Genomic DNA, 11,856 nt, shown 5'->3' on the forward strand with positions numbered 1-11,856 from the left:
AGGCGAGGAGCGCTGCCGCCCCGGTGGAGGGGTCCGCGGGGGTGGCGCGCTCGGGTGCGCTCGTGGGACAGGGGGCCATGTGGGATGCAACGACACCTACGCGGGGAGCATTCCCGCCACTCGCGTCAGAGCATCGACGAGCGCCGGCCGCGACCCGCGCGGGAAGGAGTGCGCGCCCGGCACCTCGAGCAGCGTCGTGCCGACGGGGAGGTATGCCGTGAGCTCGGCCGGGGTGCCGAAGCTGTCGGCCGAGCCCTGCACCACCCACGACGGGTCGGGCGCGAGGGCGAGCTCGTGGGCGCGCAGCTTGTCGGGCTGGCCGGGTGGGTGCAGCGGGAAGCTGAGGAGCAGCGCCGCATCCGCCTCGAGCTCGGCAGCCGTGCGGCACGCCACCCGCGCGCCGGCGCTGCGACCCCCGACGACGAGCGGGCGGGGCAGCCTGCCCCGTCCGCTGACGAGCGCCTCGACGACGGGCACCCAGGCCTCGTCGAGGGTCGGTGGCCGCCCGGCGACCTTGCGTCCGGCGACGAGCCAGGGCTGCTCGACGACCACGACGGCCCAGCCCCGGTCGACGAGCACCTCGCGGGCGACGGCGAGGTCGAGCGCGCCGAGCCCTCCCCCCGCCCCGTGGCCGAGCACGACGGTGCCCGCGGCCCTGACCGGACGGCATACGTGGGCCCGGGCAGGTCCCTGGGGCGTCGCGATCTCGCGGACCATCTCCCGTGCGCCGCTCACGCCCCGATCACCTCGCCCGTCATCGGGTCGACGACACCGTCGAGCTCTGCCGCGGGCGCCGGGTCGAGCAGCGCCGGGCCGTTGTTGCGGGTCGAGCCGACCGCGCGACCGACGGGGTGGGCCTCGAATCGGCCGGGCTCGGCGAACTCGAGGAAGGTGCGCACGACCTCGGGGTCCTTCTCGTCGGGATCGAGCCAGTGCTCCCACTGCTGGGGCTCGAGGACGAGTGGCTGGCGGTCGTGGATCCGGTCCATGCCGGGGTCGGCCGCCGTCGTGATGATCGTGAAGGTCGTGAGCCAGGCGGCCGGGTCACCGTCGGGCAGCTCGCGGTCGCGCCAGAACTCGTAGAGGCCTGCGAAGGCGACGGGGGCGCCGTCGGCGCGGTGGATGAAGAAGGGCTGCTTGCGCGGCTTGCCCTTGGCGTCGAGGGCGGTGGGCGAGACCTGCCACTCGTACCACCCCTCGGCGGGGACGATGCAGCGGCGCGAGAGCGCCGCCTTGGCGAAGGCGCCCTTGCCGAGCACGGACTCGGCCCGGGCGTTGGTCATGCGCAATCCGGTCGTGACGTCCTTGGACCACGCGGGCACGAGTCCCCACGTCAGCAGCCGGAGCTGGCGGGTGGGATCGGCGAGGTCGTCGGCCCCGGCGTCGCCGCGGGGGCGACGGGTGAGGACGACGGGTGCCTGCTTCGAGGGCGCCATGTTCCAGTCGGGCTCCCCCGCCGGGGGGCTCTGCGGGCTCTTGAGGACGCTGCGCGCGGGCTCGTCGGTGTGGTCCTCGTCGACGTCGAAGGCCTCGATGAGCTCGTCGGGCCGCGCGCTCGCGGCATACCTCCCGCACATGGAGCCCAGCGTATGCCGCGGGGCTGACGTCGCCCGGGGCCGCGCGGCCATTGACGGGCGCGGTGATCACGCGCCGGGGTATGTCGATAACGTAGGTCCCCACCGATCCAGGAGGAAGTCCCATGATCGTCCGCCGTCTCGCCCGTCCCCTGCTCGCCTCTGTCTTCGTCGCCGCGGGCATCGACGCGTTGCGCCACCCCGGCCTGCGCAGCCAGCAGGCCGCGCAGCTGCTCGGCAAGGTGCCCGACCAGGTGCCGGGTGCCCAGTCGGCAGCGAAGGACCCCGACCTGTTCGTCCGCGTCAACGGCGCGGCCCTGCTCGGTGGTGGCGTCCTGCTCGCGACCGGCCGGATGCCCCGGCTCGCCTCGACGGTGCTGGCCGCGTCGATCATCCCGACGACGGCGATCGACCACGCCTTCTGGGACGAGACCGACCCCGACCTCAAGGCCCAGTCGCGCAGCCTCTTCTTCAAGAACGTCGGGCTCCTCGGCGGCCTGCTGCTCGCGGCCGTCGACACCGAGGGACGGCCCGGACTCGTGTGGCGAGCGCAGCACGCGGGCAAGGTCACGCGCCGGGAGGCCCGCCACGCCAAGCGCGCCGCGTCGCGCGAGGCCCGGCTGCTCGCCCACCAGGCCAAGGACGTCGTGAGCTGAGTTGAGTCCCGCCGCGCCGCCCACGACCCGTCCCGGCCCGGACGGGCAGCCCGCGCACTGGCCCGCCCCGGTGGCGGACGGCCCCCTCGACGCCACGGTCGCACTGCCGGGCAGCAAGTCGCTGACCAACCGCTACCTCGTGCTCGCGGCCCTCGCGTCCGACCGCTCGCGGCTTCGGGCGCCGCTGCGGTCGCGCGACACCCTGCTCATGGCCCAGGCCCTGCGAGGGCTCGGGGTCCGCATCGACGACGTGCCGCCCGAGGGTGAAGCGGTCGCGGGTGCGGTGGACGACTGGGTCATCAGCCCGCCGGAGGTGCTCGGCGGTGACACGCGCATCGACTGCGGCCTCGCCGGCACGGTGATGCGCTTCCTGCCGGCCGTGGCAGCGCTCGCCGACGGACCGGTCGTCATCGACGGCGACCCCCAGGCCCGGGTGCGGCCGATGGGTCCGGTGGTCGACGCGTTGCGCAGCCTGGGTGTCGACATCGACGACGACGGGGCAGGCCACCTCCCGGTCACCGTGCGCGGTCGAGGTCGCGTCACCGGAGGCTCGGTGACGATGGACGCGTCGGCGTCGTCGCAGTTCATCTCCGCCCTGCTGCTCGCCGGGGCGCGCTACGACGAGGGCGTCACCGTGCACCACGACGGCAAGCCGGTGCCGAGCGAGCCGCACATCCTCATGACGGTCGAGACCCTGCGCGACGCGGGCGCGATCGTCGATGACAGCGAGCCCAACACGTGGCGCGTCGAGCCGTCGGAGATCAACGCCCTCGACGTGTCGGTCGAGCCCGACCTGTCCAACGCCGGGCCCTTCGTCGCCGCTGCGCTCGTCGCGGGCGGCACCGTGCGGGTGCCCGGCTGGCCGCAGCACACGACGCAGGCCGGCGACCTGCTGCGCGAGATCCTCGACACGATGGGCGCCGACGTGCGGCTCGACCGCTCCGGCCTCACCGTGACGGGCAGCGGTGAGCTCGTCGGCATCGACATCGACCTGCACGACGCGGCCGAGCTGACCCCCACCGTCGCGGCCCTGGCCGCGCTCGCCTCGACCCCCACGTGGATCCGGGGGGTGGCTCACATCCGCGGCCACGAGACCGACCGCCTCGCCGCCCTCACCGCAGAGCTCAACGGTCTCGGCGGCTCCGTCATCGAGACCGACGACGGGCTGCGCATCACCCCGGCGCCCCTGCACGGCGGCCGGGTGCGCACCTACCACGACCACCGCATGGCGACGGCCGGCGCGGTGCTCGGCCTGCGCGTGCCCGGGGTGGTCGTCGAGAACGTCGAGACGACGGCCAAGACGCTCCCGGACTTCGTCGGCCTGTGGCGCACGATGCTCGACGGCACCGCTGCCGTGGTGCTGCCGCGATGAGCTGGCGGGACCTCGACGAGGGCGACATCCGGGTGCGCCCGAGCCGCAAGGGATCGAGGCCCCGCACCAAGGAGCGACCCGCTCACGCCGATGCGATCATCGCCATGGTCATCGGCGTCGACCGCGGCCGCTACACCTGCCTCGTGCCCAAGGGCGCTCTCGGCAAGAAGGAGCCCGAGCGCGTCGTCACGGCGATGAAGGCGCGTGAGATCGGCCGGACCCGGGTCGTCGTCGGTGACGACGTGGCCCTGGTCGGAGACCTCGCCGGGGGGCCCGATGCCCTCGCCCGCATCGTGCGGATCGAGGAGCGCCGCTCCGTGCTGCGCCGCACCGCCGACGACACCGACCCCTTCGAGCGCATCATCGTCGCCAACGCCGACCAGCTCGTGATCGTCACCGCCCTCGCCGACCCCGAGCCGCGACCACGCATGGTCGACCGCTGCCTCGTCGCCGCCTACGACGCCGATCTCGTGCCGCTGCTGGCCCTGACCAAGGCCGACCTCGTCGACCCGTCGCCCTTCCTCTCGCAGTACACCCCGCTCGAGGTCGAGCACGTCGTGACGTCCCGCCGCGACGGCGAGGTGGTGGGCGTCGAGGACCTGCGCGAGCGCCTCGCAGGACGAGTGTCAGTGCTCGTCGGCCACTCGGGCGTCGGCAAGAGCACCCTCGTCAACGCGTTGGTGCCGGGAGCGCTGCGAGCGGTCGGGGTCGTCAACGACACGACGGGGCGGGGCAGGCACACGTCGACCAACGCCGTCGCCCTGCGGCTGCCCGACGACGCCGACGGGTGGGTCATCGACACCCCCGGCATTCGGTCCTTCGGCCTGGCCCACATCGACGTCGACCACATCATCGACCACTTCCCCGACCTCGCCGCCGGCACCGACAACTGCCCGCGCGGGTGCACGCACGACGAGGAGGAGTGCGCCCTCGACGCCTGGGTGGAGGACGGCCACGCGGGACCCTCGGGCAGGAGCCGGCTCGATTCGCTGCGCCGCCTGCTCAGCAGCCGGTCGAGCACCGACGACCACTACTGAGGTATGCCGTCGCGTGACGTGCGCCGTGCCGCCTCGGTGACACGGTGGCACGGTGGCACGTCGCCACCGTCCGGCCACGTCGGCGGCGATAGGTTGACCCGGTGACCTCCTACGACGACGACCTGCGTCTGGCCCACGTCCTCGCCGACGCTGTCGAGCGGGTGACGACCGCACGCTTCCGCGCCGACGACCTCGTGGTCGAGAGCAAGCCGGACCTCACGCCCGTGACCGACGCCGACCGCGCTGCCGAGGAGCTGATCCGCCTGCAGCTGAAGCGAACCCGTCCTCGCGACGTCGTGCAGGGCGAGGAGTTCGACACGACCGGCCACGGGTCGCGACGCTGGCTCGTCGACCCCATCGACGGCACGAAGAACTTCGTGCGGGGCGTCCCCGTGTGGGCCACGCTCATCGGTCTCGTCGTCGACGAGGTGCCGGTGCTGGGGCTCGTCGCGGCGCCCGCGCTGCAGCGACGGTGGTGGGCCGCGGTGGGGTCGGGCGCCTGGTCGGGCCGGTCGCTGTCGTCGGCGCACCGCCTCTCCGTGTCGAAGGTGAGCACCCTCGCCGACGCCTCGATGTCCTACTCCTCCCTCGGCGGGTGGCGCGAGCGTGGCCGGGGCGCACAGGTGCTCGAGCTGATGGACGACTGCTGGCGCAGCCGCGCCTACGGCGACTTCTGGTCCTACATGCTCGTGGCCGAGGGCGCGGTCGACATCGCTGCCGAGCCCGAGCTCGCGGTGCACGACATGGCAGCGCTCGTCGCCATCGTGCAGGAGGCCGGCGGCCGCTTCACGGGGCTCGACGGACGCGAGGGGTGCTGGAGCGGCAATGCGCTCGCCACCAACGGCCTGCTCCACGACGAGGTGCTCGCGAGGATCGGGCTGCCGTGAACGTGATCGTCAGAGTCGCCGGGCCGGGCGACGTGCCCGAGCTGGCCGAGGTCGCCGCCGCCACGTTCGCCCTCGCCTGCCCGCCGGGCATGACCCAGGACCGGGTCGACGCCTTCGTCGCGGAGGTGCTGTCGGCGGGTCGGTTCGACGGCTACGTCAGCGATCCCGACCGGCGCCTGCTGCTCGCCGAGCAGGACGGCATACCCCTGGGCTATGCGATGCTCGTGCGCGGCGAGCCGCAGGACGCCGACGTGCGCGCAGCGCTCACGCTGCACCCCACCGTCGAGCTGAGCAAGATCTACGTCCTCCCGGCGGCGCACGGCACCGGGGCGGCGGCGCTGCTCATGGCGGCCTCGCTCGAGTGGGCCGCGTCGGTCGGCGCCGCCGGCACGTGGCTCGGCGTCAACCAGCAGAACGAGCGGGCACAGCGCTTCTATGCCAAGAGCGGCTTCGTCCGCGTCGGCACGAAGCGCTTCCTCGTCGGCGGCACCTACGAGGACGACTACGTCCTCGAGCGCCGCCTCTGACACACCGCCCCCACCCGCGCGCCCCACCCCCCACGCCCGGTTCGAGGTGATCCCGGAGGTCACGTGCCGCCCAGCATCACCTTGACCCGGGGTCGTCGGGGCGCGGTGGGGGTCAGGCCTGGTCGTCGCGCACGACCGTCACCTCGCCGAGGCCCAGGGCCCTGATCTCCTCGAGATGGGCGTCGGCGTCGCCGACGAGGGCGATCGTCCAGCCGGCACCCGGTCGCGATCCGTCACCGATGCCGGCGCCTGCGGCGAAGCGGGCGTATGCCGCGTCGACGCGCGGTGCGTCGACGGTGCGCAGGTCGCGCAGGTTGCTCGTCACGAACTCGGTCGTGCGTCCGTCGAGGGCCATGCTGACGGCCTCGTCGGCGATGGCGTCCGCCGTCGCGTAGCGGCCCGGGGCGGTCTTGCTGATGAAGTCGACACCGGAGCGGATCTCCTTGTCGGAGAAGCCCGTTGCCCCGCTCTCGAGGAGCTCGACGAGCAGCCGCAGTGACTCCACCGTGGAGTCCGCGCGCACGGAGCCGGACGTGAGGAAGAGACCTCCGGCACGCCTCGGCCGGAAGCTCGAGCGGATGCCGTAGGTGTAGCCCTTCTCCTCGCGCAGCACCGCGTCGACGCGAGCCGTCGGCGAGCCACCGAGCACGAAACCGAGCACCGGGTAGGGCGCCCAGCCGCCGTCGACGGAGCGGTCGGGCCCCGGGGCGCCGACCATGATCTCGGTCTGCACCGAGCCGGGGCGCGACACCAGGACGATGCGCGAACGGTCACCGGCGAGCCTCGCGCGGCGATCGAGGAAGCGGGCCCGCTCGCGCCCACCGCTCCCCCAGCCGCCGAGCGCGGTCCCGACGAGCGCGGGCACGTCGAGGCCAGCGAGATCGCCTGCGACGACCATCGTCACGCCCGCGGCGACGACGTGCTCCTCGTGGAACGCCGCGACGTCGGCGCGGGTGATCGGGGCCACCGTCGCGCGCGACCCGCCGGTGGGTCGCGACGACCGGTCGTCGGCGGCATAGAACGTGCGCACGAACTCGAGTCCGGCGCGGGCCGCGGGCACCGCTCTCTCCTGGTCGATCTCGGCGAGCCGTGTGCGCACCTGCCGAGCGACCTCCGTCTCGGGGAAGGCGGGCTCGGTGACGATCTGGCGCAGCAGGTCGAGAGCCGGCTCGAGGTTGCCCTTGACCACGTCAAGGTCGAGCGAGAGCCCGGCGTCGGTGATCCCCGCCCCGAAGCTCACGCCCTTGCGCTCCAGCAGTCGGGCGAACTCCTCGGCCGACCAGCGTTGCGTGCCCTCGTCGAGGGAGCGGGCCATGATCGTCGCGACGCCCTCGCGGTCACGGGGCTCGTCGCGCAGCGAGATGGGCAGGCCGAGACGCAGCGAGAGGACGTACTGGCCCGGGACGTCGTAGGTGAGCAGCCGCAATCCGTTGGGGAGGTCGTGCGTGCTGGCGTGCGGGAAGTCCCAGGGCTCGGGGGGCGCGACGACGGGGCGGGCGACGGCGGTCATGCGGCCTCCCCCTCCTCGTCGCGACCACTCGTGTCGGAGAGGTAGCGCACGACGGCTCGGGAGCCGGGGTCGAGCCAGGCGGCAGCCGCGGCCCGGGCGTCGTCGGCCCGCACCTGACGGAGGCGGTCGACGTAGGTGTTGACGTAGTCGGGGTCGCACGTCAGCAGGGCGTGGTGGCTGATGTGGTCGGCCCGCTCCTCGATGCTCGCGAGCGCGCTCAGCCAGGAGCGCTCGGTGTCGGCGATCACCGACTCGAGCTCGGCCTCGTCCGGGCCGTCGGCGACGAAGCGCTCGATCTCCTCGCAGAGCGCCTGCTCGACCTCGTCGGGGTCGGCCCCGGCCGACACATCGACCGTGAAGGCGCCCAGGCCCACCCCGTCGACGAGACCCATCGTCCAGCCGCCCACGGCCACAGCGGTCTCGTCGGTGCGCACGAGACGGTGCATGAGCCGGCTGCTCGACAGGCCACCCAGCACGTCGACGGCCACCTGGCAGGCGAGGTAGTCGGGCGTCGTGTCGACGGGCAGGCGGAAGGCGACGTAGAGGCGGTCGTTGGGCACCTCACCCACGCGGTCGACGCGCAGCGGGCCCTTGATGGGGGGCAGCTGCGCGTGCCTCGGCCGGGTCGGGAGCTCGATCGACGGCAGGTGCCCGAAGTACTTCTCTGCGGCTGCGAAGCCTTCGTCCGGGGTGATGTCGCCGACGAGGGTCAGCACGGTGTTGTTGGGGCCGTAGTGCGACCGGAAGAAGGCGTGCACGTCCTCGAGCGTCGCGGCGTCGAGGTCCTCCATCGAGCCGATCGTCGGGTGGTGGTACGGGTGGCCGTCGGGGAAGACGGTCGCGTAGATGTCGATGAGAGCCGCGCCGTAGGGCACGTTGTCGTAGCGCTGGCGCTTCTCCTCCTTGACGACGTCGCGCTGGTTGTCGAGGTTCTCCTGCGTCACGGCGTCGAGGAGGTGACCGTGCCGGTCCGCCTCGAGCCAGAGCGCGAGCTCCAGGGCCCCCGTGGGCACGGTCTCGAAGTAGTTGGTGCGGTCGAACCACGTCGTCGCGTTGAGCCGGGCGCCCTGGTCCATCAGGGCCGAGAAGTGCTCCCCCGACGCGACGTTGCGGCTGCCCTGGAACATCAGGTGCTCGAACAGGTGCGCGAGGCCGGTGCGGCCGGGGCTCTCGTGGCGGGAGCCGACACCGACCCAGAGGTTGACGGCGACGTTGGGTGCCGTGTGGTCCTCAGAGACGATGACGCGCAACCCGTTGGCGAGCGTGCGCTCGACGAGGGGATAGGAGATCGCAGTCACGCGATCGACCCTATGCGACGTCCATCGTCCCTTCCCGCCTCGCGCCCCGAAATGGCTCGAATAAGCAGGCGTTATGCAAATTTTGTTTATCATCACCAGCGGTATGCTGTGGGGATGACCCCGACCGACCCCTCCGCCTCGGGCGCTACCACCTCTGACGACCTGCTCTCCCTGATCCGCGACAGCGTGATCGGTGACGACCAGGTCATGCAGGGCCCCTACGGCCCGCGCCGTGTCACGTACGCCGACTACACCGCCTCCGGGCGCGCACTCGGCTTCATCGAGGACTTCATCCGCGACGAGGTGCTGCCTCGCTACGCCAACACCCACACCGAGAGCTCCGGCACGGGTCTGCAGACGACACGGCTGCGTGAGGATGCTCGGCGCGAGATCCGCGACGCAGTGGGCGGCGACGACGAGACGATCGTCGTGTTCGCCGGGTCGGGGTGCACGGGCGCCATCGACAAGCTCGTCGGCATCCTGGGCCTCCGCGTCCCGTCGAACTTCGAGGACCGTTGGCACGCTGCAGCGCTCGTGCCTGCAGACCAGCGGCCCGTCATCTTCATCGGACCCTACGAGCACCACTCCAACGAGGTGATGTGGCGTGAGTGCGTGGCAGACGTCGTGGTGATCCCCCAGGACCTCGACGGTCACATTGACCTCGACGTGCTCCGAGCGCGTTTGGAGGAGTATGCCGCTCGCCCCCTGGTCATCGGATCCTTCTCTGCCGCAAGCAATGTCACGGGCATCGTCACTGACACCGACAGGATCTCGACGCTCCTGCACGAGCACGGAGCGCTTGCGTTCTGGGACTTCGCGGCCGCGGCGCCCTATGTCGACATCGAGATGTACGGCGAGGGTGGACGCGGCGTGGCCGACCCCGCGGCCTACAAGGACGCCGTCTTCCTCAGCCCCCACAAGTTCATCGGCGGCCCCAGCACTCCCGGGGTCCTCGTCGTGCGCCGCGAGCTGCTCACCAACCGGGTGCCGGACGTGCCGGGCGGCGGCACCGTGGCCTTCGTCAACCCCACCGCGCACGACTACCTGACCGACCCGGCCCACCGCGAGGAAGGCGGCACGCCCGCCATCATCGAGGCGATCCGTGCCGGCCTCGTCTTCAAGCTCAAGCAGGCGGTCGGCGTGCCGACGATCCGCGCCCGCGAAGCGGTCTTCCTCCGCCGGGCCGTGGAGGCCTGGGAGCAGGAGCCCACCATAGAGATCCTCGGCAACCTCGCCGCCGAGCGGCTCTCGATCGTCTCCTTCACGGTGCGGACCACCGGCGGTCGCCACCTGCACCACAACTTCGTCGTCTCCCTGCTCAACGACCTCTTCGGCATCCAGGCCCGCGGGGGCTGCTCGTGCGCCGGCCCCTACGGCCACGCACTGCTCGGCATCGACCTCGAGCGCTCCCAGGAGTTCGAGCGCGAGATCGGGCGGGGCTGCGAGGGCATCAAGCCGGGGTGGGTCCGCGTCAACTTCAACTACTTCATCTCCGATACCGTCGCCGACTACGTCATCGAGGCGGTGCGCCTCGTCGCTCGCGAGGGGTGGCGACTGCTCGGCGACTACGACTTCGACGCGACGAGCGGGCTCTGGCGCCACCGCAACGGCCCGGTGGAGCCGCCGCTCAGACTGCGTCAGGTCGGCTTCGATGCGCAGGGCCTGCACTACCCCCAGCAGCACGACCGCGCCGGCGAGGAGGTGCTGGCCGACCATCTGGAGCAGGGGCGCCGGATCCTGGCCGCCGCCTCACCGGCCTCCTGCCCCGAGGCGAGCGTCAACACGGACTTCGACCACCTGAGGTGGTTCGACCTGCCTGCGACGAGCCTGCACCGCGCCGCGACCGCTCCCACCGGAGCCCGAGCCTGAACCTGCGCCTCAACCGGAGCCGCGGGTCCGCTCAGGTGCGTGCGTCGCGCCGGGCCCGGGCGGCCGCGACCTTGCGCTCGCGCTCCCGGCGCAGCTTGGCCTTGGGGTCGTTGTGCTCCTCGAGCTCCGCCGGCCCGAGCAGGGTGAGGGCGGCGAGGCGCAGCCGGTAGCCCAACCGGTAGGCGAGTGAGAGCCCTTCGCCACGAGAGGATCGGGTCATGTCGAGCCACCTTGCTGTCATCGGTGCACAAATGGTTAGTGCACATACTATCCTGCGAGGAGCAACCAGGAGGACGCCCACATGAGCCCGCCCCGATCAGCCGACCGTGCCGACCGGTCGGAACGGTCCGACTCGGCCGGCCCGTCGCACGCGGTGGACGGCCACTACCCCGACGACCTGCTGCGCCTCGACCAGCAGGTCTGCTTCGCGCTCGCCGTCGCCGCACGCAACGTCATCGGTCTCTACCGACCGGTCCTCGAGCCGATGGGCCTCACCCACCCGCAGTACCTCGTCATGCTGGCGCTGTGGGAGCGGGCCCCGCTCACCCAGAAGGAGATCGGCGACCTGCTGAGTCTCGAGCCCGCCACCGTCTCCCCCCTCGTCAAGCGCCTCGAGGCCGCCGGTCTCGTCGCGCGCGAGCGCCACCCCCACGACGACCGGGCCCTGCAGGTGACCCTCACGCCGCGGGGGGCCGACCTGCGCGCCCAGGCGCTGCTCGTGCCGCCCCAGATCATCGAGCGCCTCGGCATGGAGGTCGCGCAGCTCCAGCAGTTGCACGCGTCGTTGACGCGCGTCATCGCCGCATCCCGGCCGGACGAGCCAGCCTGAGCGAGACGGCGAGACGGCGAGACGGCGAGACGGGGGCTCCACCGGCAGCCCGTGACATGACGAAGGGCCCCAGATCTCTCTGGGGCCCTTCGTCTGCCTTGCGATTGGTAGCGGGGGCAGGATTTGAACCTGCGACCTCCGGGTTATGAGCCCGGCGAGCTACCGAGCTGCTCCACCCCGCGTCGGCAAGAGCAACGTTACGCGAATCCTCCGCAGACACCAAATCGAGGTGCCCGCACCACGTGCGGACGTTGCCCGAGACCGGATCTCGTTGTGCTGGTGCGTGATCCACGCACC

General features: G+C 72.3%; 12 protein-coding genes and 1 tRNA gene. 7 read left to right on the plus strand and 6 right to left on the minus strand.

The features are described 5' to 3' along the window. Positions 1-96: 96 nt before the first annotated feature. Together LG278_RS15475 and LG278_RS15480 are read right to left on the minus strand one after the other, a co-directional pair. Complete coding sequence (locus LG278_RS15475; RefSeq protein WP_404388239.1) at positions 97-735, minus strand: alpha/beta family hydrolase; 639 nt, start codon at positions 733-735, stop codon at positions 97-99. Continuing rightward, positions 732-1,577: an SOS response-associated peptidase gene (locus LG278_RS15480; RefSeq protein WP_404388240.1), complete on the minus strand. Its 846-nt coding sequence runs from the start codon at positions 1,575-1,577 to the stop codon at positions 732-734. Before LG278_RS15480 ends, LG278_RS15475 begins: the two co-directional genes overlap by 4 nt. A 122-nt stretch (positions 1,578-1,699) precedes the next feature. On the opposite strand from LG278_RS15480, the gene LG278_RS15485 reads away from it, so the two are divergent. From LG278_RS15485 to LG278_RS15505, 5 genes are all read left to right on the plus strand, one after another. After that, positions 1,700-2,230 carry a DoxX family protein gene (locus LG278_RS15485; protein ID WP_404388241.1) on the plus strand — a complete coding sequence of 177 codons (531 nt, stop codon included), beginning with the start codon at positions 1,700-1,702 and terminating at the stop codon, positions 2,228-2,230. Between the two features lie 70 nt (positions 2,231-2,300). Further along, a complete protein-coding gene (gene aroA / locus LG278_RS15490) occupies positions 2,301-3,602 on the plus strand; it encodes a 3-phosphoshikimate 1-carboxyvinyltransferase (RefSeq protein ID WP_404388243.1) in 1,302 nt (433 codons plus the stop codon). Then, positions 3,599-4,639 carry a ribosome small subunit-dependent GTPase A gene (rsgA, locus tag LG278_RS15495; protein ID WP_404388244.1) on the plus strand — a complete coding sequence of 347 codons (1,041 nt, stop codon included), beginning with the start codon at positions 3,599-3,601 and terminating at the stop codon, positions 4,637-4,639. The genes aroA and rsgA overlap by 4 nt, the downstream gene beginning before the upstream one ends. A 101-nt stretch (positions 4,640-4,740) precedes the next feature. Further along, entirely contained in the window at positions 4,741-5,526 is a 786-nt protein-coding gene (gene hisN / locus LG278_RS15500; protein ID WP_404388245.1) for a histidinol-phosphatase, read from the plus strand. Then, positions 5,523-6,053, plus strand: coding sequence for a GNAT family N-acetyltransferase (locus tag LG278_RS15505; protein WP_404388246.1), 531 nt, complete (start codon positions 5,523-5,525; stop codon positions 6,051-6,053). The genes hisN and LG278_RS15505 overlap by 4 nt, the downstream gene beginning before the upstream one ends. Positions 6,054-6,165: 112 nt before the next feature. Here the strand turns inward: LG278_RS15505 and LG278_RS15510 are convergent, their stop codons facing one another. Continuing rightward, complete coding sequence (locus tag LG278_RS15510; protein ID WP_404388247.1) at positions 6,166-7,563, minus strand: M16 family metallopeptidase; 1,398 nt, start codon at positions 7,561-7,563, stop codon at positions 6,166-6,168. Then, complete coding sequence (locus LG278_RS15515) at positions 7,560-8,861, minus strand: M16 family metallopeptidase (RefSeq protein ID WP_404388248.1); 1,302 nt, start codon at positions 8,859-8,861, stop codon at positions 7,560-7,562. The genes LG278_RS15510 and LG278_RS15515 overlap by 4 nt, the downstream gene beginning before the upstream one ends. A gap of 114 nt (positions 8,862-8,975) precedes the next feature. On the opposite strand from LG278_RS15515, the gene LG278_RS15520 reads away from it, so the two are divergent. After that, positions 8,976-10,730, plus strand: a complete 1,755-nt coding sequence (locus LG278_RS15520) for an aminotransferase class V-fold PLP-dependent enzyme (protein WP_404388249.1) — start codon at positions 8,976-8,978, stop codon at positions 10,728-10,730. A 31-nt stretch (positions 10,731-10,761) separates the two neighbouring features. Here LG278_RS15520 and LG278_RS15525 read toward each other — a convergent pair whose 3' ends face one another. Further along, positions 10,762-10,950: a hypothetical protein gene (locus LG278_RS15525; protein ID WP_404388251.1), complete on the minus strand. Its 189-nt coding sequence runs from the start codon at positions 10,948-10,950 to the stop codon at positions 10,762-10,764. An 81-nt stretch (positions 10,951-11,031) separates the two neighbouring features. Here LG278_RS15525 and LG278_RS15530 point away from each other — a divergent pair, with 81 nt between their 5' ends. Further along, entirely contained in the window at positions 11,032-11,559 is a 528-nt protein-coding gene (locus LG278_RS15530) for a MarR family winged helix-turn-helix transcriptional regulator (protein ID WP_404388253.1), read from the plus strand. Positions 11,560-11,664: 105 nt separating this feature from the next. Here the strand turns inward: LG278_RS15530 and LG278_RS15535 are convergent. After that, a tRNA-Met gene (locus LG278_RS15535) sits at positions 11,665-11,741 on the minus strand. Positions 11,742-11,856 lie beyond the last annotated feature (115 nt).

The organism is Humibacillus xanthopallidus (assembly GCF_044793955.1).
Classification (GTDB): Bacteria; Actinomycetota; Actinomycetes; order Actinomycetales; family Dermatophilaceae; genus Humibacillus; species Humibacillus xanthopallidus_C.

Coding starts and splice junctions, on each gene's coding strand:
- LG278_RS15480 (WP_404388240.1), bottom strand. CDS start 1,577: ATGTGCGGGAGGTATGCCGCGAGCGCGCGGCCCGACGAGCTCATCGAG.
- LG278_RS15520 (WP_404388249.1), top strand. CDS start 8,976: ATGACCCCGACCGACCCCTCCGCCTCGGGCGCTACCACCTCTGACGAC.
- rsgA (WP_404388244.1), top strand. CDS start 3,599: ATGAGCTGGCGGGACCTCGACGAGGGCGACATCCGGGTGCGCCCGAGC.
- LG278_RS15530 (WP_404388253.1), top strand. CDS start 11,032: ATGAGCCCGCCCCGATCAGCCGACCGTGCCGACCGGTCGGAACGGTCC.
- LG278_RS15525 (WP_404388251.1), bottom strand. CDS start 10,950: ATGACCCGATCCTCTCGTGGCGAAGGGCTCTCACTCGCCTACCGGTTG.
- LG278_RS15510 (WP_404388247.1), bottom strand. CDS start 7,563: ATGACCGCCGTCGCCCGCCCCGTCGTCGCGCCCCCCGAGCCCTGGGAC.
- LG278_RS15485 (WP_404388241.1), top strand. CDS start 1,700: ATGATCGTCCGCCGTCTCGCCCGTCCCCTGCTCGCCTCTGTCTTCGTC.